Below are 22,845 nucleotides of genomic sequence, written 5' to 3'. Positions count from 1 at the left end.
TACAATGTTATATTATCTATTTGACTGGCTACACAAACTCAACTTTCCCGGTGCGGGAATGTTTGGTTATACATCATTCCGTGCATTGATGGCTATCATTCTGGCACTGCTGATCTCGAGCATCTGGGGTGATAAGTTTATCAAACTGCTGAAGCGTAAGCAGATCACGGAGACACAGCGTGATGCCAAAATCGACCCGTTCGGTGTAAATAAAGTAGGAGTGCCGAGCATGGGTGGCGTCATCATCATTGTAGCCATTCTGATCCCCTGCCTGCTGTTAGGAAAACTACATAATATCTATATGATCTTGATGCTTATCACTACCGTTTGGTTGGGATCATTGGGATTTGCCGACGATTATATCAAGATATTCAAGAAAGACAAGGAAGGGTTGCACGGAAAATTCAAGATCATCGGGCAAGTGGGATTGGGACTGATTGTGGGATTGACCCTCTATCTCAGCCCGGACGTCGTCATTCGTGAAAACATAGAAGTACAGACACCGGGACGCGAGATGGAAGTCGTGCACGGGACAAACGACTTGAAATCGACACAGACCACCATACCGTTTTTCAAAAGCAACAACCTCGATTATGCCGATCTGGTAGCTTTTATGGGAGATCATGCCCAGACTGCCGGATGGATCCTGTTTGTGATCATTACCATCTTTGTAGTGACGGCCGTATCCAATGGTGCCAACTTGAATGACGGGATGGACGGGATGGCAGCAGGCAACTCTGCCATTATCGGACTGACTTTGGGCATACTGGCCTATGTATCGAGCCACATCGAATTTGCCGGTTATCTGAATATCATGTACATCCCCGGTTCGGAGGAGCTGGTAATCTTCATATGTGCTTTCATCGGTGCACTGATCGGTTTCTTATGGTACAATGCCTATCCGGCGCAGGTATTCATGGGCGATACCGGGAGCCTGACCATCGGCGGTATTATCGCGGTATTTGCTATCATTATACATAAGGAGTTATTGATTCCCATTCTTTGCGGTGTATTTTTGGTAGAAAACCTGTCGGTCATTCTGCAACGCGCATATTACAAGGTCGGAAAGAAAAAAGGGGTAAAACAACGCCTGTTTAAACGTACGCCGATACACGATCATTTCCGTACATCGATGAACCAGATAGAAAGCGGATGCCGGGTGGTATTCACCCAACCGGACAACCTCTTCCATGAATCGAAAATCACTGTTCGTTTCTGGATCGTAACAATCGTATTGGCAGCAATAACGATCATCACATTAAAGATCAGATAAATCATGGTTCAATGTGCCGATATGCCGATCGGGGAAGAAGCGGATGCAGGTGAAAAGGCAGGGAAGCGGCAATGAACCCATAAATAAAACAGAGAGAATTAACCGGATTATTAACCATTAAAGTTTATGTGTTGCCGGTGGCATACGGCCACATCGGTATATCGACACATTATTGAGAATGAAAAGGATTGTAATTTTAGGAGCAGGCGAAAGTGGCGCGGGTGCTGCCGTGTTAGCCAAAGTGAAAGGATTCGAGACGTTCGTATCGGACATGTCCGCCATCAAGGACAAGTACAAAGAACTGCTCGACAGCTACGGTATTGCCTGGGAAGAAGGCCATCATACCGAAGAAATGATTCTGAATGCCGACGAGGTAGTTAAAAGCCCGGGTATTCCAAACGATGCTCCGTTGATTCTGAAATTGAAAGAACAAGGCACACCGATTATCTCGGAAATAGAATTTGCCGGACGCTATACGGATGCCAAGATGATCTGCATCACCGGTTCGAACGGAAAGACCACCACCACCAGCCTCATCTATCACATTTTCAAGAGTGCAGGATTGAATGTTGGCCTGGCCGGTAATATAGGCAAGAGTCTGGCCCTGCAAGTAGCCGAAAATAAACACGATTATTATATTATCGAGCTGAGTTCATTCCAACTGGACAACATGTACGATTTCCGTGCCAACATCGCCGTCCTGATGAACATCACACCGGATCATCTGGACCGTTACGACCACTGCATGCAAAACTATATAGATGCGAAATTCCGTATCACCCGGAACCAGACGCAGGACGACGCCTTCATCTTCTGGAACGATGACCCTATCATCAAACGGGAGTTGGAGAAACACGGACTGAAAGCACACCTATATCCATTTGCCGCAGTAAAAGAAGACGGAGTCATTGCCTATGTAGAAGATCATGAGGTAAAGATCAACGAACCGATTGCCTTCAATATGGAACAGGAGAAGCTGGCACTGACCGGACAGCACAATCTATACAACTCACTGGCAGCAGGTATCTCGGCCAATCTGGCGGGAATCACGAAAGATGATATCCGCAAAGCATTGTCCGACTTCAAAGGAGTGGAGCACCGTCTGGAGAAGGTGGCCCGTGTAGGAGGAATCGATTTCATTAACGATTCTAAAGCAACCAATGTCAACTCCTGCTGGTACGCCCTGCAAAGCATGACCACCAAGACAGTCCTCATCCTCGGTGGGAAGGACAAAGGCAACGACTATACGGAAATCGAAGACCTGGTACGCGAAAAATGCTCCGCATTGGTGTACTTAGGATTACATAACGAAAAGCTGCACGCATTCTTCGACCGTCTCGGATTGCCGGTAGCCGATATACAGACCGGCATGAAAGATGCAGTGGAAGCGGCGTACAAGCTGGCCAAGAAGGGCGAGACTGTCTTATTGAGCCCCTGTTGCGCCTCGTTCGACCTCTTTAAGAGCTACGAAGACCGGGGAGATCAATTTAAAGAGTATGTGAGAGAATTATGATTCATAAATCTTCTCTCATAATTCATAAATTATAATTCATAAATCAAGTGGACTTATTAAAAAACATATTCAAAGGCGACAAGGTAATCTGGATAATCTTCCTTTGTCTCTGCCTCATCTCGATTATCGAGGTGTTTTCGGCAGCGAGCACGCTTACCTATAAAAGCGGAGATCACTGGGGCCCTATCACACAACACTCCATCATACTGATGGTGGGAGCGGTGGTAGTGGTACTCATGCACAACATCCCTTACAAATGGTTTCAGGTGTTTCCGGTCTTCCTGTATCCTGTCTCGGTAGTGCTGTTGGCTTTCGTCACTCTGATGGGAGTTATCACGGGCGACCGTGTCAACGGTGCGGCGCGTTGGATGTCGTTTATGGGTTTACAGTTCCAGCCTTCCGAATTGGCAAAAATGGCGGTGGTCATTGCCGTCTCCTTTATCCTGTCGAAAAAACAGGATGACGAAGGAGCCAATCCGAAAGCATTCAAATACATCCTGATTATTACAGGAATCGTCTGCCTGCTGATTGCCCCGGAAAACCTTTCTACAGCCATGTTGTTATTCGGAGTAGTATTCCTGATGATGTTTATAGGCAGGGTGGCAGCCCGAAAGCTGCTGATGCTGGTAGGTTCACTCGGATTGGTGGGTGCGGTAGGTGTCGTATTCCTGTTGGCTATCCCGAAAGATTCGGACATTCCCTTCCTCCACCGTTTTGATACCTGGAAGAGCCGTATCGTCAACTTCACCGAAAAAGAAGAAGTGCCGGCTGCCAAATTCGACATAGACAAAGATGCCCAGATTGCTCACGCCCGCATTGCGATCGCCACGAGCAATGTCGTAGGGAAAGCACCGGGAAATTCCGTTCAACGTGATTTCCTGAGTCAGGCATTCTCCGACTTCATCTTCGCCATCATCATAGAAGAACTCGGACTGGTAGGAGGTATATTCGTGGTATGTCTCTATATATGGTTATTGGTACGTGCGGGGCGTATCGCGCAAAAATGCGAACGAACCTTTCCCGCTTTCCTCGTAATGGGGATTGCCTTAATGCTGGTATCGCAAGCCATCTTGAATATGATGGTGGCCGTCGGCCTGTTCCCGGTAACCGGGCAGCCTTTGCCACTGATCAGTAAAGGAGGTACTTCGACACTGATAAACTGTGCATATATCGGTATGATACTGAGTGTGAGCCGTTACACTGCCTACCTTGAAGAGCAGAAAGAGCGCAATGCCCAGCTACAAATGCAGACAGAAGCAACCGGCACAACAGAAGCGCAGACAGCCGCCGAACCGACTGCACAAGTACTGAACAGTGACGCAGAATTCGAAGAAGAAAAGAAATAGGAAAATTACGAGTTACAATGGAGAAAGAACTTAGAATCATTATCAGTGGCGGAGGTACGGGAGGACATATCTTTCCGGCCGTATCCATCGCCAATGCCATAAAAGAACAATGTCCGGATGCCAAAATATTGTTTGTAGGAGCCGAAGGACGGATGGAAATGCAACGTGTCCCCGATGCCGGTTATGAGATTATCGGATTGCCGGTAGCCGGATTCGACCGCAAGCATTTATGGAAAAACTTTGCAGTACTCGTAAAGCTGGCTCGCAGCCAATGGAAAGCAAAGAGTATCATCAAAAAGTTCCGTCCGCAGGCAGCAGTGGGAGTTGGCGGCTATGCCAGTGGTCCGACATTGAAAATGGCCGGTATGATGGGAGTTCCGACATTGATACAAGAACAGAATTCGTATGCCGGAGTGACGAATAAATTGTTGGCAAAGAAAGCGCAAAAGATATGTGTAGCCTATGACGGAATGGAAAAATTCTTTCCGGCAGAAAAGATTCTGATGACCGGCAATCCGGTACGTCAAAATTTACTTGACCATGCCCTGAGCCGCGAAGATGCGATACGCGCTTTCGGTCTGGATCCGAATAAGAAAACCATATTGATCTTGGGAGGCAGTTTGGGGGCACGTACTATCAACAACACGCTTATTGCCGGACTGCCGACTCTAAAAAAGAATAACGACATCCAATTTATATGGCAAACCGGTAAGATATACCATCAGCAGGTGATGGAGGCCGTCGGTAGTGCAGGAAGCATTCCGAACTTATACGTAGCGGACTTTATCAAAGACATGGCTACCGCCTATTCAGCTGCCGATCTGGTCATCTCACGCGCAGGCGCCGGTTCCATATCGGAATTCTGCCTATTGAGCAAACCGGTCATCCTGGTGCCTTCGCCTAACGTTGCGGAAGACCATCAAACTAAAAATGCACTTGCACTGGTAAATAAAGGGGCGGCCATCTACGTAAAAGATGCAGAAGCCGAAACAAAACTTTTGCCCGCAGCTTTGGAAACGATAGCCGATACGGCAAAGCTAAAAGACTTAAGCGATCGGATAGCCAAGCTGGCCTTGCCGGACTCGGCAACTATAATAGCGAAAGAGGTTATTAAATTAGCGGTGAGAGAGCAAGAGTAAGGGAGAAGGGAGAGGGGAGAAGTAAAAAAAGAGATGAGAAACGGGCGATGATATCTCGCTACTGCATAAAAGAAATGTGAACAAAAAATGGTGAACAGTTTAATGGTGAATAGTTTAATGTAAACAGTAAATAAGATGGTGAATATCAATATAGATAATATTAAATCGGTGTATTTTGTCGGTGCCGGAGGTATCGGAATGAGCGCACTCGTACGTTATTTCCTCTCTAAAGGGAAATTGGTGGCCGGTTATGACCGTACACCCAGTGAACTGACGGAATGCCTGATAGCTGAAGGGGCGCAGATACATTATGAGGAAGACGTTCATCTGATTCCGGAAGCGTGTAGAGACAGAGAGAATACGCTCGTCGTGTTGACTCCGGCCGTTCCACAAGAGCATGAAGAACTAACCTACTTCCGTGACAATGGTTTTGAAATTCAAAAACGGGCACAAGTGTTGGGTACAATCACGCACTCCAGCAAAGGACTTTGTGTAGCGGGCACGCATGGCAAAACCACCACTTCGTCTATGGCTGCCCATCTGCTATATCAGTCGCATGTCGGCTGTACGGCTTTTTTAGGAGGTATCTCCAAAAATTACGGAACCAACTTACTGCTTTCGCAGACAAGCCCTTATACCGTAATCGAAGCAGACGAATTCGACCGTTCTTTCCATTGGCTATCTCCTTATATGTCTGTTATCACAGCCACAGACCCCGATCATCTGGACATTTATGGAACAGCCGAAGCATATCTGGAAAGTTTTGAGCATTACACCACCCTTATCCAACCGGGCGGGGCACTGATTATCCGCAAAGGAATTTCCCTGCATCCTCAAGTGCAACCGGGTGTAAAGGTGTATACTTACTCTCGCGATGAGGGTGATTTTCACGCAGAAAACATCCGTATCGGAAACGGTGAGATCTTTATTGATTTTGTCGGGCCGGAGGTACGCATCGAGGATATCCGGTTGGGAGTTCCTGTAAGCATCAACATTGAGAACGGGGTGGCTGCTATGGCCTTGGCGCATCTGAACGGGGTGACGGATGAAGAGATCAAACAGGGAATGGCAAGTTTCCGGGGAGTGGACCGCCGTTTTGATTTTAAAATCAAAAATGACCGCATTGTGTTCCTCAGTGATTATGCCCATCATCCGTCGGAGATCAAACAAAGTGTACTGTCTATTCGCGAGTTATACCGGGATAAGAAAATAACAGCCATTTTCCAACCTCATCTTTATACCCGTACACGCGATTTTTACAAAGACTTTGCAGAGAGCTTGTCTTTACTGGACGAGGTAATCTTAGTAGATATCTATCCGGCACGTGAGCAACCGATACCCGGTGTGACCAGCCAACTGATTTATGACAACCTCCGTCCCGGTATTGAGAAAAGCATGTGTAAAAAGGAGGAGATACTCGATGTATTGAAAAATAAGAAAATAGAAGTTCTTATCACTCTCGGAGCCGGAGATATAGAAAACTATGTCCCTGCCATTACGGAAAAATTAAACACCATGGATTGAACAAATTCCGATTGTAATTTGTCAACCTATCGTAAATATCACATTATGCTGAAACGGATTCTTTTATCTATCGTTCTGTTGCTCATCACTGTCTACCTGGGTGTAGCTGTGACAGTATTCAATCGCAAACCCGCCGATCAGGTGTGCCGTGACGTAGAGCTGATTATCAAAGACACGGTGTATGCAGGCTTTGTCACCAAAGATGAAGTAACCGGTATATTGCAAAAGAAAGGCATCTATCCGGTAGGAAAAAAGATGGAGCGCATACATACGAAAACTCTGGAAAACGAGTTGGACAAGCATCCGCTTATCGATGAGACAGAGTGCTATAAGACCCCCAGTGGCAAGCTTTGCGTGGAGGTCAGACAGCGTATCCCGATCCTCCGTATCATGAGTAATAACGGTGAAAGCTACTATGTAGACAATAAAGGAACGATCATGCCGCCCGAAGCCAAATGCGTAGCCCGGCGAACAATTGTAACCGGAAACGTAGAAAAGTCGTTTGCAATGAGGGATTTATATAAGTTTGGTGTATTTTTGCAGAACAATCCGTTTTGGGATGCACAGATAGAACAGATTCATGTGCTTCCAAGCAAAGATGTAGAACTTGTGCCACGAGTAGGCGACCATATCGTCTATCTTGGAAAACTGGATCAATTTGAAGATAAGCTGGACCGCCTGAAAGTATTCTATAAAAAGGCGTTGAACGAAGTGGGATGGAATAAGTACTCACGTATCAGCCTGGAGTTCAATAACCAGATTATCTGCACAAAAAGATAATACATAATGGGCCAATGGGCTGATATGCCAATGAGCCAATTAAAGAATGAGAAAAGTACTAAATTGAATAATAACCAAATTAAAGCGCCAGCCAATCGGCATATCAGCCGATTGGCAGATTGGCACATTATTTAAATATATGGCAACAACAGAATTTATCGCCGCTATTGAACTGGGTTCATCAAAGGTAACCGGCATTGCCGGAAGAAAGAACAGTGACGGAAGTATGCAGGTGTTGGCTTATGCCAAAGAAGACTCCTCTTCGTTTATACGGAAAGGGGTTATCTATAATCTGAACAAGACAGCCCAAAGCCTCACTTCCATCATCAACAGACTGGAAGGCGATCTGAAAGAATCGATCGCCAAGGTATATGTAGGTATCAGCGGACAGTCACTCCGTACTGTACGGAATGTCGTAAGCCGCGACTTAAAAGAAGAAACACTCATCTCGCAAGAGTTAGTGGATGCCATCTGCGACGAAAATCTGGAAATTCCGTTGATAGACATGGATATACTGGACGTTGCCCCCCAGGAATTTAAAATAGACAATTTTCTTCCGGACACACCGGTAGGAGTGCTCGGCAATCATATTGAAGGACGCTTCCTCAATATCGTAGCCCGCGCCTCTATCAAAAACAACCTGGAACGTTGTTTTGAACAGGCAAAAATAAAAATTGCCGATCTCCTGATCGCACCATTGGTAACCGCCAATGCCGTATTGAGCGAAAGCGAACGCCGTTCCGGATGTGCTTTGGTAGATTTTGGTGCCGATACAACCACTATCTCCGTTTATAAAGGCAACATACTCCGTTTCATGACCGTACTTCCGTTGGGTGGTAACTGCATCACCCGTGACATCACCTCTTTGCGGATAGAAGAAGAGGAAGCGGAATCGCTGAAAATAACGTATGCCGATGCCACCTATGAAGAGGAAGGTGAAGAGAAAACGACCTGCCAACTGGAAGACGAGGAACGAACCATCGAACTGGGCATGCTGAACGACATCATCGGTGCACGTGTGGAAGAGATTATCGACAACGTATGGAATCAGATACAGTTATCCGGTTACGACGACAAGCTTCTGGCCGGTATCATCATTACAGGCGGAACAGCCAATCTGAAAAATCTGGATGAGGTGCTCCGCAAGAGGACCAAGATCGATAAAGTGCGAATAGCACGCAATATCCGTAACACCATATACGCTGACGGAGACCTGATAAAGAAGGACGGAACACAGAATACGCTGTTCGGCCTTTTGTTTGAAGGAAAAGAAAACTGCTGCCTTGTAGAGACACGCCCTGTCACCCCGCCACCTGCCGCAACCGAACCGGTAAATATGTTCGAAGAGGACGAAGCGCTGAAAGAACAGGAAGCCGCCGCCCGTGAAGCGAAGAAGAGAAGAGAAGAAGAGGACAAGCGCCGAAAGGAAGAAGAAAAACGCCGCAAAGAGGAGGAAAAGAAAAAGAAAGAAGAAGCCCGTAGAAAGAAGAAAGAAGGACCGAGCTGGTTTGAAAAAACCTTCAATAAAATCTCCAACGAAATTTTCTCTGATGACGACATGAAATAAGAGAATGAACGGTGGAAACGAACAAATAACAAATTGTAAATTATAAAACAGTAAATATTATGACGGACGAGATAGTACAATTCGATTATCCTCAAGACTCACCTAAGATCATCAAAGTGATTGGGGTAGGCGGAGGCGGAGGTAATGCCGTAAATCACATGTATAAAGAAGGTATACATGACGTAACATTCGTTCTCTGCAATACGGATCATCAGGCACTGGCTGACTCTCCGGTACCGGTCAAGCTACAGTTAGGTAAAGAAGGATTAGGAGCCGGTAACCGCCCGGCACGCGCACGCGAAGCAGCCGAAGAGAGCCTGGAAAGCATCAAAAGCATGCTGAATGACGGTACAAAAATGGTATTCATCACCGCCGGAATGGGAGGTGGTACGGGTACGGGTGCCGCGCCGATCATTGCCAAGACAGCCAAAGAAATGGATATTCTCACCATCGGTATCGTTACCATACCGTTCCGTTGGGAAGGTGACAAGAAAATCGACCAAGCATTAGACGGTGTCGAGGAAATCAGCAAGCACGTAGACGCATTGCTGGTGATCAACAACGAAAAGTTAAGCGAAATATATAATGACCTTTCCGTAGACGATGCTTTTGACAGAGCGGACGATACCCTCTCGATAGCCGCCAAGAGTATCTCGGAGATCATTACCCTGCACGGAAAAGTCAACCTCGACTTTAACGATGTAAAGACGGTGCTGAAAGACGGTGGCGTAGCCATCATGAGTACCGGATACGGGGAAGGGGAAGGACGCGTAAGCGCTGCCATACAGAATGCGCAACACTCACCGTTGCTAAACAACAACAATATATTCGACTCCAAGAAAGTATTGCTGAACGTCTCTTACAGTTCTCAGCACAAACTGATGATGAATGAGATGGACGAGGTAAAGGAATTTATGAACCGTTTCAGTCGTGATTTTGAGACCAAGTTTGGTATCGCTATTGATGACAGCTTGGGCGATCAAGTGAAAATCACCTTGCTGGCTACCGGATTCGGTATTCAGGACATTCATATGAAAGAAATGGATAACCGCATCTCGCAACGTAGCGTCGAAGAGCAACAACGTCTTGCAGAGCTGGAAGAAAAAGAGGAGGAAAGACGCAACCGCCGCGAAAGATTTTATGATGATAAAGGAGGAAGCAAACAGAGAAAGCGCCGCCATATTTATATCTTCAGCGCAGAAGATCTTGACAATGAAGACATCATCGCCATGGTAGAAAGTACCCCGACTTACCTGCGCAACAAGACAACCATAGATAAAATCAGAGGCAAAGCATCCTTGAAAGAGGAAATCACTCCTAAAGAAGCGGTGGATGAAAGCGGACTAATCACTTTTTAAGGGGAGAAGGAAAAAACAACTTAATCGCGAATAATAAACAGCTAAATAGTAATATAGAATCATGGATTTATTTGGAAGAGTCAGCGAAGACATTAAAAACGCAATGAAGGCGAAAGACAAAGTAGCCCTTGAAACATTGAGAAACGTAAAGAAATTCTTCCTTGAAGCTAAAACTGCTCCGGGGGCTAACGATACTTTGACAGATGATGCAGCACTGAAAATCATTCAGAAGCTCGTGAAACAAGGAAAAGATTCTGCGGAAATTTACATCGGACAAGGCCGTCAGGATCTTGCAGAAGGTGAATTGTCACAAGTGAGAGTAATGGAAGCTTATCTGCCCAAACAAATGACACCGGAAGAACTGGAAGCCGCACTAAAGGAAATTATTGCCGAAACGGGCGCCACCAGCGGTAAGGACATGGGCAAAGTTATGGGAGTAGCTTCTAAGAAACTCGCCGGCTTGGCCGAAGGTCGTGCCATCTCTGCAAAAGTAAAAGAGCTCCTGGGATAATCACATTTTCCGTACAGGAAGGCTCGGGAATCGAAAAAATAGAGAAAAACAGGGTATTCCTGTTGTTTTTACTCCCTTCACCTGCTTCACCTTTTTGGGCAATCGCCCTATCCATCGGCGATACAGGGTGAAGGGTCGTTACATTTTTATGCATAGTGCAAAATCTTCCCGGAAACGGTATCTATCACCTCTAAGCACCGTACATACAGACTGAATGGACAGTGCTTACGATTGCCGATATGCCGCCATACCTTTCTCCCGCAGACTTTTGGGGTAGGCCCTTCACCCTATATAGCCGATGAATAAGGCGTTTACCTCTAAAAGGTGAAGCGGGTGAAGGGGGCAAAAACAAACAGGATAAAACCGGAATAAAGTCAATCGAACAGCTCTTTTAATACATCTAAGGATTTTAGTACCGGAAAGTCGGGCAGATGGAGCCGGTAATATTCATTAATGATCGTAAGGCAACGCGCCCGTTCCAAACGGTTCATACCGAAAAGATGCATTGTGTCATAATTCATCCGCATCAGCACTATCAGCCGGGAAGCCTCCTGCGGAGTGATATAAGAAGAATGCAACTGTGGCCGCAACGAAGTAAAACAGGCATTCAGCATATCAAAATAATCTCCGTCATGATAATCCTCCAAATTAGGATATAATCCCAAAAAACGGGAAAGACGCATTAAAAACACCAAATGGAAATTAGCAAACCCCTCGCGGCATTCGTCCAGCCAAGTGATGGAATGTACCAGATAAGCAAACAACGGCCGATTCTCTGCCTCTTCACGAACCGCACGATAAAGGAACTCGGCCAAGAAAAGCGCAATAGACGATTTATAAGGATCGTAAGGTATCGAAGAGAAAGGGAAAAAAGACTTCGCTTCTTTTATTTTATAAAGAGTGGCATTGGGACGGAAATCGGCTTCAATCTCTATCAAGGAAAGAGGTTGAAACAATACGGACTTTACCGCCGATTTCCTTGAACGCGGCACCGGAACCAAAAAAGAAACACGCCCCGACAGTTCGGTATACATCTCAACAATATTGGATGTATCATTGTATTTTAGCGTATGAAGAACTATTCCAACCGTTTTTTGTAACATTTTTCTTTCGTTTCAATTGATCGCAAAACTACAAAAAAAAGACGAGAAGTAATCAAGGCTACGCTCTATAACCCCAAAAAGCAAAGAAAAAAAAGAAAATTTTTCCTTGCGTTATCTCACTGATAATCAAAACTAAAAAACGTACAAAGGGGAAAAGCGCTCCATTTCTATGAAAATTTTTCCAGTGAAATATTTGCTAATTCAAAAAAAGTATCTACCTTTGCATCCGCAATCGAGAAACAAACACTCGAAAAGCGAAAAAGAAATGGAAACGTTTCACCAAATGATGGCCCGTTCGTCTATCGGTTAGGACGCAAGATTTTCATTCTTGAAAGGGGGGTTCGATTCCCCCACGGGCTACAATTAAAAAAATAAACGAATTAAAAAAGATTAGTCGAGATGGCAAATCACAAATCATCACTTAAGAGAATCAGACAAGAAGAAACAAGAAGACTTCACAACAGATATTATGGTAAAACCATGAGAAACGCTGTTAGAAAGCTTCGCTCAACTACTGATAAAGCAGAAGCTACTGCTATGTATCCTGGTGTTACAAAAATGCTGGATAAGTTGGCTAAAGTGAATATTATTCACAAAAACAAAGCAAGCAATTTAAAATCTAAATTGGCGATTTATATCAATAAACTTGCTTAATACAAGAATTTAGCAATACTTCATACAACACAGAGACTGAGCTTTTTAGCTTGGTCTTTTGTGTATTACAACAAGTCCAAAACCATATTCTCACGGTTCTCCCCTCCCCCTTTCTCCAATTCTTGTTTTTTCACCCTTTATTCTTCCTCAATTCATTTTTTTTTGCTATTTTTGCTCTGTTATTATAACTTAGAAAGGTAATTATGAGCGAAGACTTAATTCCCCAAGTTCCCCAGAACGAAGGATCGTATTCTGCCGATAGCATCCAGGTATTAGAAGGCTTGGAAGCAGTGCGTAAGCGCCCCGCGATGTACATCGGCGACATCAGCGTAAAGGGACTTCATCACTTGGTATATGAAATCGTTGATAACTCTATTGATGAAGCATTAGCAGGTTATTGCGACCACATTGAAGTAACCATCAACGAAGACAATTCAATCACCGTACAGGACAATGGACGCGGTATCCCCGTAGATTTCCATGAAAAAGAACAGAAATCAGCATTGGAAGTAGCAATGACAGTGCTTCATGCCGGTGGTAAGTTCGACAAAGGTTCGTATAAAGTTTCCGGTGGTCTGCACGGTGTAGGTATGTCTTGTGTAAACGCACTGTCTACCCACATGGTTACCCAAGTCTACCGTAACGGTAAGGTTTATCAGCAAGAGTATGAAATAGGAAAACCGCTTTATCCTGTAAAGGAGGTAGGTGTATCGGAACATACCGGGACCAGACAGCAATTCTGGCCGGACAATACGATCTTTACCGAAACGGTCTACAAATATGAGATATTGGCAGGCCGCATGCGCGAACTTGCTTACCTGAACGCCGGTATCAAAATCACACTGACAGACCGTCGTACTGTAAATGATGAAGGACAGTTCAAACAGGAGGTATTCTATTCGGAAGAAGGTTTGAAGGAGTTCGTCCGTTATCTGGAATCATCACGTGATCACCTGATCAATGATGTCATCTATCTGAACACGGAAAAACAAGGTATCCCTATCGAAGTGGCTATCATGTATAATACCGGATTCTCCGAAAGCATCCATTCGTACGTAAACAACATCAATACCATTGAAGGAGGTACGCACTTGGCCGGTTTCCGCCGTGCGTTGACGCGTACGCTCAAAAAATATGCCGAAGACAGCAAAATGCTGGAAAAGGTAAAAGTGGAGATTGCCGGAGATGACTTCCGTGAAGGTTTGACAGGTGTCATTTCCGTGAAAGTAGCCGAACCGCAATTTGAAGGACAGACCAAAACGAAGTTAGGAAACAACGAAGTGATGGGAGCCGTAGACCAAGCTGTAGGTGAAGCTCTCTCCTACTATCTGGAAGAGCACCCGAAAGAAGCCAAACAAATTGTCGACAAAGTGATTCTTGCCGCAACCGCCCGTCATGCAGCTCGCAAGGCACGTGAAATGGTGCAGCGCAAATCACCGATGTCCGGTGGCGGACTTCCCGGTAAGCTGGCCGACTGTTCGGACAAAGATGCTACCAAATGCGAGTTGTTCCTTGTCGAGGGAGACTCGGCCGGCGGTACTGCCAAACAGGGCCGTAACCGTGCATTCCAAGCAATCCTGCCTTTACGCGGTAAGATTCTGAACGTAGAAAAAGCTATGTATCACAAAGCTCTTGAGAGCGAGGAAATACGTAATATCTACACAGCATTGGGGGTCACTATCGGAACAGAAGAAGACAGCAAAGCTGCCAATATCGATAAATTGCGTTATCACAAGATCATCATCATGACCGATGCCGACGTCGATGGTTCACACATCGACACGCTGATCATGACGTTCTTCTTCCGCTATATGCCACAAATCATACAGAACGGTTATCTGTACATCGCCACTCCTCCGCTCTACCTGTGCAAAAAAGGTAAAATAGAAGAGTATTGCTGGACAGACGCACAACGTCAGAAATTCATCGATACCTATGGCGGCGGTTCTGAAAACGCTGTTCACACCCAACGTTATAAAGGTTTGGGTGAAATGAACGCCCAGCAATTATGGGAAACAACCATGGATCCGGAAAACCGTATGCTGAAACAGGTAAATATCGAAAACGCAGCCGAAGCCGATTACATCTTCTCCATGTTGATGGGTGAAGACGTAGGTCCGCGCCGCGAATTCATAGAAGATAATGCAACGTATGCAAATATCGATGCATAATACGTTTTTATAAACCAACCTCACATCTTACAACGAAGAAGCGCCGGCAGCAAAGGAAAATCCTTTGAGCCGGCGCTTTTCTTTATAAGACACGGAAAAGCTAATCCATCCGAAAAAGAATCATTTATTTTTATTCTATAAAAATTTAGTACAAGCGGCACATATTCCCGTTTTTTTAGTATTTTTGTTTACAGTATTCAAAAAGGAGGTTCACATGAAAGCGACTACGGCATTCAAAAGTACATTTATCAGCTTGTTATTTTGCATCCCTGCTATTCCTGTATTTGCGCAATCCGTCCCAATAGTTGGAGAGCCATATGCTCCATCCCCAAAGCAGCTGAGCCCTGCCGATATAAATCTTCCCAACAATTTATTCCGTTGGGAACCTACATATCTACAGACATTAGCTAACCAAAAAGCTATGACAAACCAACACATTCCCTATTTAAGTTTAAATGAAATTAAAGAGAAGAAAGATGTATTCCCTAAAACCCGTCTTTCTTATCACTTAAACACATCTCCCATGACTTTTACAGACACCCTTTTAGGATTGATTAGTGTGGCAACCGAACTTTGGTGTAGCCATTATTACGGAAGAACCGGATTTGATATCTCCACCACTATTCCCACAACACAAAACAATACTTTTTAAACCAATCCTCAAATTAGTATTAAAATGCAATCCGACAATAAAAGAATCACCTTTTTAGACATTACAAAATGTTTCGCCATTTTTTGTGTTATACTTGGCCATGTCATTCAACAAACATTTCCGGGAGACCCATACCATGATAGTTGGCTATTTCAATTCATTTATTCATTTCATATGCCGCTTTTCATGGTAGTCAGCGGGTATTTCATGGAGAAGGCGTTCGCAATGTCTCCTCTATATTTTCTCAAAAGAAGGTCTATCCAATTATTACTCCCCACCTTAACCTTCTCTATATTATTCATCCTGTTTCACAATATCATATACACCCGTTTTACAGATAAAGACAGTATCAATTTCTTTGCATATTTATCCGGAGGTTGGATGTGGTTTTTGAAATATCTATTCATCTGCGCGGTTATTGCATATGCAAGTAAAAAGATATTCCGCAACGATATTTTAGCTGCATCTCTACCTACAATACTATTAATTATACTGACTCGTACCACCATATTCAGATTATTACCCTTCTTATGGCTTGGGTATTTCCTTCATAAATACAATGACAGGTTATTTAGGCGTCCCTTAGTCCCCCTCATAGGCAGTCTGATATTTTTCATATTCTTTTTAATCTTTTGGAAAGGAGATTATGACGCCGCTTATCGCATCATTTTCTTCAAAGATGCAGTCAGATTTGACATGCAGAATTTCATCATAACACTCATCCGTTTAGGAGTAGGAGCAGCCGGTAGCATATTCTTTATCGCATTATTCAAAATACTGCTGGAAAGAATAAAAGGTGGAAAACTATTGCAGTTATGTAGCGAAACAGGAAGAAACACATTGGGCATTTATTGTATACAAATCTATCTATTGGAGTTTGGTTTAGAACATATAGCATTCAGATTTAACTTTCCCGGAGCAGTAATCGCCCAATTAGTTTATGCCATCATCGTATTAATCCTTTGCGATGCCCTTGTCCGTCTCGTCAACAAGAACAAATGGACAGCACTGTTTATGCTGGGACGCTGGACTCATAAGTCACAGACGAATTAAAAAGTATTTAACTTAAAGAGTATATCTATTTTAAATCCAAACAAATCCATAGACACGACCCTTAAAACAGGAGAATGTATCGAGACTCAATCTCAGAGAAAATAAACTTTTAATCTAAAACTTGACAATCCTCATCCGCAATAAAAAGAGCCATATCTTTACTCAAAAATAGAGTATAATATGGCTCTTTTATATTCACCAGTTATAGCCTGCAACTTTTCTGAGGATTCCTTTTAGTTCTGACAACCTCTCACAAAAAACAATCCGACTAAAGATACCTTAAAAATCACTGCCTGAAAAAACGTTCTGTCCTTCCGGGCGAAAACAATTCCCAAAGAGAAGCAACCGTCCATCCCGGAGCAAAAATATCATTATAAAAACCTTTACCATTACGACCATAATCCCAATTGGTGTGTTGCACTACCTCCGGATAATATCCCGTTTTTGCAATGCCGCAAAAATGCCCCTTATGAGGAAGAAGTTGACGCATAGAGGTACTCATCACCGCAGCAAACTGAGAAAAACGGGGCTCGCCATATTCCTTCGAAAGCCAGTTGAGAATAGAAGCAAATTCAAAAACAAATACATCGATGTGATTATTTTCGACGGAGACATTGCCCCAACCACGAGTTTTAAACCCCAAGTCACCCAACATCTGCCCCGGTGCAAAGGGTACATCCCAAGTATAGTACCAGGAAAGGGCGAAATAGGCAGCTTTCTTAGCCAAAGCAGCATAATGCTCCCTTTCGGCTCCTTTGGAAACCAATGCCAGATAATAGGCAGCAGTAGAAGCATAAAGCGAAGCCTCCTTATCCTCACAGTTTGCATCCAGTGTAGACGAAAAGTAATCTGATTTTGAGATCAATTCTTTCTCCAGATAATTTACGGTACGCTTGGCACTCTCGAGATAACGTTTATCTTTGAAATATCGGGCCCCCATTACCAAAGGAAGTGTAGCCGATGGAGTACTCCCCCCACTCTTATCCGTAATGGTAAAGTCATCCTTAAACTTACGTGGAAAACTGCCATTCTCATTCTGGAGTTTCAAGAACATATCGAGCATCGTTTTCAAACGCTTTTCCCATTCGGGGTGTTTCCGCCCTCTCTCCTTTTCATATTGCAGATAATGCAACAAAGCATAAATCCCCTCTGACTGACGACGTATACTATGCATTTCACCAAAATCGCCCTGGTGATAGTCCACACGCTCATTGAAGAACCCAGACTCAGAGAAACCCTCCTCCAGATAGCTGTCGATAACTGCATTAGCATTTTGAACCAATTCTGCACGCTGATTTGCTTCTCCATATTCCAAAGCATTGAAGGCATTCAACAATGTGCGACCTACAAAACCGATTTCTGCCACAGAACCACTCTCACAAGTAGCCGTAAGCAAGCCTTCGCCAGAAAAGTAATTGGTAGCATTGCCACTTACATAACTCTCCACAAAGAAATTACTCATCACCTCTTTCATCTTATCCTCCGAATAGGGCGTCTCTACCGGCTGTGGTTTATAAGTGTCATAGCAATACTCCCAAGCCCGCTGTACAAACTGAGAAAAATCCTCACTTTTATCGTTGCGAAGTTCCCACACAAGGGAGATACTCTCCCCTTTAGCCAGTTTCTGAAAAGCCTCTACGGCAGATGCCAGCGTAAGTTTACGGATGTATGTTTTGGGAGCTTCCCGGAAAGGGAATCCGAAAGCGAGATAAGAGATACCACCTACATTCTCGAAACCCGTATATCCGACTGAAGTCTTTCCAGAGAGAATCACCTCTCCTTCTTTATGGGTAGTCAAAGCATCCGTATCGTAGGTTGCCAGACGAATCACCGACATCGATTCGCCGCTCTGTTCATTAAAAATAGCCGTCAAAGGAGAGCTCAACCGATCCTCACGTACCACCCAACTATCAGAGGTGTGAAAAGAGGGTGCTTCCTGGGGCGAACGCAAATTACGCCGATACCAAAAACCCGGTAAATAGAACTGACAGTCTTTATGATGAAATCCGGTTTTCACCTGCTGGCCGTAATTGAAATAAACGTCTTCCAATGCGGTTAAAAAGACAGTGATCCGTTCTCCATTATCACATTTTTCTACTTTCTGGAAAATATTCACCGGCAGTTTCTCCGTTCCAGCCAACTCGTAATCAAAGTAATTACCAACCAACCTCTGCATCTTGAGTGCATGAACTTCTGCCGAATTCCCAGGAACCTTTAATGCCAACGTAGCCGATACAGACTCCGGAGTATAATTGACTGCCCCCAACATTGCTATACCCGACAACGCTACCGCACAACAAAAAAATCGTTTAATCATTGCATTCATGTTCATTTATCTTTTTATTGAATATATACTTTGAAATAAACTTAATAAAGATAAGCTTAATGAATACAAAGATAAAGGCAATGAAGGCTTACAAATAAAACAAAAATTCCAATATATAAAACTATATAGTCAAATTCGCTTTTAAAAGAATATTTAAAGGGAATCAAATAATTCCTTGGGTCTCTAACTCCCGCGCTGTAAGTTCCAATTCTTCATACCATGCTTTTCCGAACTTACGAATCAACGGTTCTTTCAAGAATTTATAAACAGGCAGATTTTCTTTTCTACCAAGCAATACCGCCGCCTTGCAAACATCCCAACGATGATAGTTTACCGCTTTATAAGACCCATAATTTCCGACACGGATCGGGTATAAATGACATGAAACAGGTTTATAGAAATCAACCTTCCCAGCACGATAAGCTTTCTCTATTGCGCAATAGCAGCAACCTTTCTCATCATAACAGGTAAATACACAATCTTTATTATTCACGATGGAAGTTACCAAGTCTCCCTCTTGATCCGTATATACCACCCCCTGCTCTTCAATCACCTTACGCGCTTCAGGTGACAATTCGTCCCAAATCGCAGGAAGTGCTTCTTCCAGTTTGGCTACTTCTTCCAATTCTACCGGCGCCCCGGCATCTCCTTCAATACAACATTCGCCTTTACAAGCATCCAGATTGCAAAGGAACTTCTCGCGAAACACATCAAAACTTACTACAACGTTGTCGATCTGAATCATAATCTTATTCGAAAAAAAGGGCGGATAGAAACCCGCCCTCATTATAATATAAGGATCGTTCTTACTTAATCAATACCTTGCCATTCATTTCGGCAGGGACTTCAAGGCCCATAATTTTCAAAATAGTAGGCGCTACATCGGCCAAGCGTCCATTTTCTACCTTAGCGTCCTTATTCTCTGTAACATAAACACAAGGAACAGGATTCAAAGAGTGGGCTGTATTCGGAGTGCCATCTTCATTCAATGCATGATCGGCATTACCATGATCGGCAATAATGATGGCTTCATAACCTTGTGCTTTAGCAGCTTCGACCGTTTCTTTGACACAAGCATCTACTGCCACCACTGCCTTTTCGATTGCCTCATAAATACCGGTATGCCCTACCATATCACCGTTTGCATAGTTCACAACGATGAAATCATACTTATTCTCATTAATGGCAGCTACCAATTTATCTTTTACTTCATAAGCACTCATTTCCGGCTTCAAATCATAGGTTGCCACTTTCGGCGAAGGAACCAGAATACGGTCTTCGTTTTCATAAGGAGTTTCACGACCACCATTGAAGAAGAAAGTTACATGAGCGTACTTTTCTGTTTCAGCGATATGAAGCTGTTTCAAACCTTTGGTTGCCAGATATTCACCCAAAGTATTCATTACGTTCTCCTTATCAAACAATATATGAACTCCTTTGAAAGAAGCGTCATACGGAGTCATACAGTAGTATTGCAATCCGGGTATGGTATGCATTCCCGCTTCCGGCATATCCTGTTGGGTAAGAACCACGGTCAATTCTTTGGCACGGTCGTTACGATAATTAAAGAAAATAACCACATCACCTTCTTTGATCGTACCATCTACATTGGCATTTGCAATCGGTTTGATAAATTCATCGGTAATCCCTTCATCATAAGACTCCTGCATAGCTTGGACCATATCCGACGCCTTTTTTCCCACACCGTTCACCAACAGATCATAAGCTTCTTTTACACGCTCCCAACGTTTATCACGGTCCATAGCATAGTAACGTCCGATGATAGAAGCTATCTTACCGGCAGACTTTGCACAATGCGCTTCCAGTTGTTCGATAAAACCTTTACCGCTCTTAGGATCCGTATCACGACCATCCATGAAACAGTGTACATACGTATTCTCAATACCGTATTCTTTGGATATATCGCAAAGTTTGAAAAGATGGTCCAATGAACTATGCACACCACCGTCTGAAGTCAGCCCCATGAAATGAATATTCTTCCCGTTTTCTTTAGCATAAGTGAAAGCAGAAACGATTTCGGGATTCTTCATGATACTGTTGTCACGGCAAGCCAGATTGATTTTCACCAAATCCTGGTAAACCACACGTCCGGCACCAATATTAAGATGACCGACTTCCGAGTTCCCCATTTGTCCATCCGGCAAACCAACATTCTCACCGCTTGCCTGTAACTGAGAATGAGGATATGTTTTTACTAAATAATCCCAATAAGGAGTAGGAGTATTGAAAATTACATCATCTTTCCCCTGGTCGCCTATTCCCCAACCATCAAGGATCATTAAAAGGGCTTTCTTACTCATAATATCTATAAATTAAATTGATTTTTATACTCATTCTTAATTTCGGGCGCAAAGTTACAAAAAAACAGCTGTTAACAGACTCTGTTTATCTATAAATTACCTAATATTCGATACTTTACGCAAAAAGAAAAAGGAAAATACAGGCAGTACAGAATAAAATCCGTACTTTTGCCTCGCTTAAAAAATAGATGAATATAAATATGGACGATTCAAACCCGCGAACGTGCAACAGTATTAACTAAAGCGAACAGAGCCATACAAGTGTCATGATGCCTCTGTTCGGATTAAAAAACAAACGAAAGGAGGCAATAAGATGAGAAAGTATCTTTATTGTGAGGCTGGCTTTGTGGAAAAATCACAATGGCTCCCCAATAGTTGGGTAAATGTAGTATGCCCCGATGCTAATGATTTTGAATTCCTGACCAAAGAACTACAAGTTCCCGAGTCTTTTCTAAATGACATCGCCGATACCGATGAACGTCCCCGTACAGACACTGAAGGCAATTGGCTATTGACAATCTTACGTATTCCCGTACAGAATAATCAAAACGGTATCCCATTCAGTACAGTACCTATCGGTATTATCACCAACAACGAAATCATCGTTTCCGTATGCTATCATAACACGGAATTACTTCCGGACTTCATAGAGCATACCCGTCGGAAAGGTATCGTTGTACGCAATAAACTGGATTTGATCTTGAGATTAATCTATTCCTCTGCCGTATGGTTTCTGAAATATCTGAAACAGATCAATGTAGATATCACTGCTGCAGAAAAAGAATTGGAAAAGAGTATTCGCAATGAAGACTTGCTCCGCCTGATGAAACTGCAAAAAACACTTGTATATTTCAATACATCCATCCGTGGTAATGAAGTGATGATCGGTAAATTGAAGAGCATTTTTCAGGACACAGACTATCTGGATCAGGAACTGGTAGAAGACGTTATCATTGAATTAAAACAGGCATTTAATACAGTCAACATCTACAGTGATATTCTTACAGGTACAATGGACGCTTTTGCTTCCATTATTTCCAACAATGTGAATGCCATCATGAAACGCATGACAAGCTTGTCTATTACGTTGATGATACCAACGTTGATAGCAAGTTTTTACGGTATGAATGTCGATATCCATATTGACGAAATCCCTCATGCTTTCGTCTGGATAGTACTGGCTTCTGCCATATTATCTGCACTGACATTCATTGTTTTCAGAAAAATTAAATGGTTCTGAATAACTTTCAGCACAAATACAAGCATCTTACCACACTATTATTTTAACTAAACGAAGCAAACGTTTCCACAGATAATAAAATCGTCCGGATGAAAAAGGCAATCAATTTCATCCGGACACTAAAAAATAGAAAAATAACGTCTAAGCGGTCTAAAATCATGTCTAAACATAAATAAGAAGTGCCTAACTATAACATATTGTCTTCTTACCCAATAAATTATAAAACACTTTTTAACCCCAAAATTTGCCACATTCAGTAATATTGTCTATTATTGCAAATAAAATTATATTAGCGTTAAAAACCCAAAGCAAAC

Annotated in this window: 18 protein-coding genes and 1 tRNA gene; 15 read left to right on the top strand and 4 right to left on the bottom strand. The window is 43.4% G+C overall.

Annotated elements, in window-relative coordinates:
• Positions 1–4: 4 nt before the first annotated feature.
• The 9 genes from mraY to QVP90_RS18250 all read left to right on the top strand — a co-directional run bounded on the left by mraY (position 5) and on the right by QVP90_RS18250 (position 11,011).
• Positions 5–1,273: a phospho-N-acetylmuramoyl-pentapeptide-transferase gene (gene mraY, locus QVP90_RS18290; protein ID WP_005927204.1), complete on the top strand. Its 1,269-nt coding sequence runs from the start codon at positions 5–7 to the stop codon at positions 1,271–1,273.
• Positions 1,274–1,451: 178 nt separating this feature from the next.
• A complete protein-coding gene (gene murD / locus QVP90_RS18285) occupies positions 1,452–2,786 on the top strand; it encodes a UDP-N-acetylmuramoyl-L-alanine--D-glutamate ligase (RefSeq protein WP_021937215.1) in 1,335 nt (444 codons plus the stop codon).
• Between the two features lie 47 nt (positions 2,787–2,833).
• On the top strand, positions 2,834–4,132 hold the full coding sequence (locus tag QVP90_RS18280) for an FtsW/RodA/SpoVE family cell cycle protein (protein WP_007479194.1): 1,299 nt from the start codon (positions 2,834–2,836) through the stop codon (positions 4,130–4,132).
• Positions 4,133–4,149: 17 nt separating this feature from the next.
• Positions 4,150–5,271: an undecaprenyldiphospho-muramoylpentapeptide beta-N-acetylglucosaminyltransferase gene (murG, locus tag QVP90_RS18275; RefSeq protein ID WP_005927213.1), complete on the top strand. Its 1,122-nt coding sequence runs from the start codon at positions 4,150–4,152 to the stop codon at positions 5,269–5,271.
• Between the two features lie 144 nt (positions 5,272–5,415).
• Positions 5,416–6,795, top strand: a complete 1,380-nt coding sequence (gene murC, locus QVP90_RS18270; RefSeq protein ID WP_044093834.1) for a UDP-N-acetylmuramate--L-alanine ligase — start codon at positions 5,416–5,418, stop codon at positions 6,793–6,795.
• A gap of 45 nt (positions 6,796–6,840) precedes the next feature.
• Positions 6,841–7,575: a cell division protein FtsQ/DivIB gene (locus tag QVP90_RS18265; RefSeq protein ID WP_005927219.1), complete on the top strand. Its 735-nt coding sequence runs from the start codon at positions 6,841–6,843 to the stop codon at positions 7,573–7,575.
• 139 nt (positions 7,576–7,714) lie between these two features.
• Positions 7,715–9,142, top strand: a complete 1,428-nt coding sequence (gene ftsA, locus QVP90_RS18260) for a cell division protein FtsA (RefSeq protein ID WP_021937214.1) — start codon at positions 7,715–7,717, stop codon at positions 9,140–9,142.
• A 59-nt stretch (positions 9,143–9,201) separates the two neighbouring features.
• A complete protein-coding gene (gene ftsZ, locus QVP90_RS18255; RefSeq protein WP_021937213.1) occupies positions 9,202–10,500 on the top strand; it encodes a cell division protein FtsZ in 1,299 nt (432 codons plus the stop codon).
• 61 nt (positions 10,501–10,561) lie between these two features.
• Positions 10,562–11,011: a GatB/YqeY domain-containing protein gene (locus QVP90_RS18250; protein WP_021937212.1), complete on the top strand. Its 450-nt coding sequence runs from the start codon at positions 10,562–10,564 to the stop codon at positions 11,009–11,011.
• Positions 11,012–11,385: 374 nt separating this feature from the next.
• Here the strand turns inward: QVP90_RS18250 and recO are convergent, their stop codons facing one another.
• Entirely contained in the window at positions 11,386–12,114 is a 729-nt protein-coding gene (gene recO, locus QVP90_RS18245; RefSeq protein ID WP_005927232.1) for a DNA repair protein RecO, read from the bottom strand.
• 288 nt (positions 12,115–12,402) lie between these two features.
• Here recO and QVP90_RS18240 point away from each other — a divergent pair.
• The 5 genes from QVP90_RS18240 to QVP90_RS18220 all read left to right on the top strand — a co-directional run bounded on the left by QVP90_RS18240 (position 12,403) and on the right by QVP90_RS18220 (position 16,644).
• Positions 12,403–12,474 (top strand) — tRNA-Glu (locus tag QVP90_RS18240).
• A gap of 39 nt (positions 12,475–12,513) precedes the next feature.
• Positions 12,514–12,768, top strand: coding sequence for a 30S ribosomal protein S20 (gene rpsT, locus QVP90_RS18235; RefSeq protein WP_005927235.1), 255 nt, complete (start codon positions 12,514–12,516; stop codon positions 12,766–12,768).
• 203 nt (positions 12,769–12,971) lie between these two features.
• Positions 12,972–14,939, top strand: coding sequence for a DNA topoisomerase (ATP-hydrolyzing) subunit B (gene gyrB / locus QVP90_RS18230; protein WP_007479204.1), 1,968 nt, complete (start codon positions 12,972–12,974; stop codon positions 14,937–14,939).
• Between the two features lie 214 nt (positions 14,940–15,153).
• Positions 15,154–15,591: a hypothetical protein gene (locus tag QVP90_RS18225; protein WP_021937211.1), complete on the top strand. Its 438-nt coding sequence runs from the start codon at positions 15,154–15,156 to the stop codon at positions 15,589–15,591.
• 24 nt (positions 15,592–15,615) lie between these two features.
• Entirely contained in the window at positions 15,616–16,644 is a 1,029-nt protein-coding gene (locus QVP90_RS18220; protein WP_005927244.1) for an acyltransferase family protein, read from the top strand.
• A gap of 286 nt (positions 16,645–16,930) precedes the next feature.
• Here the strand turns inward: QVP90_RS18220 and QVP90_RS18215 are convergent, their stop codons facing one another.
• From QVP90_RS18215 to gpmI, 3 genes are all read right to left on the bottom strand, one after another.
• On the bottom strand, positions 16,931–18,970 hold the full coding sequence (locus QVP90_RS18215) for a hypothetical protein (RefSeq protein ID WP_007479209.1): 2,040 nt from the start codon (positions 18,968–18,970) through the stop codon (positions 16,931–16,933).
• Between the two features lie 163 nt (positions 18,971–19,133).
• Positions 19,134–19,715: a DUF3109 family protein gene (locus tag QVP90_RS18210; RefSeq protein WP_007479211.1), complete on the bottom strand. Its 582-nt coding sequence runs from the start codon at positions 19,713–19,715 to the stop codon at positions 19,134–19,136.
• A gap of 61 nt (positions 19,716–19,776) precedes the next feature.
• On the bottom strand, positions 19,777–21,291 hold the full coding sequence (gpmI, locus tag QVP90_RS18205) for a 2,3-bisphosphoglycerate-independent phosphoglycerate mutase (RefSeq protein WP_021937210.1): 1,515 nt from the start codon (positions 21,289–21,291) through the stop codon (positions 19,777–19,779).
• Between the two features lie 313 nt (positions 21,292–21,604).
• Between gpmI and QVP90_RS18200 the strand changes: the two genes are divergently transcribed.
• Positions 21,605–22,531: a magnesium transporter CorA family protein gene (locus QVP90_RS18200; protein WP_005927257.1), complete on the top strand. Its 927-nt coding sequence runs from the start codon at positions 21,605–21,607 to the stop codon at positions 22,529–22,531.
• Positions 22,532–22,845: the final 314 nt, after the last annotated feature.

Source organism: Bacteroides sp. CAG:189 (assembly GCF_000432295.1).
GTDB lineage: Bacteria > Bacteroidota > Bacteroidia > Bacteroidales > Bacteroidaceae > Bacteroides > Bacteroides salyersiae.
The sequence above is the reverse complement of the archived record's forward strand: the minus strand, read 5'-3'. Positions and strand labels throughout refer to the sequence as shown.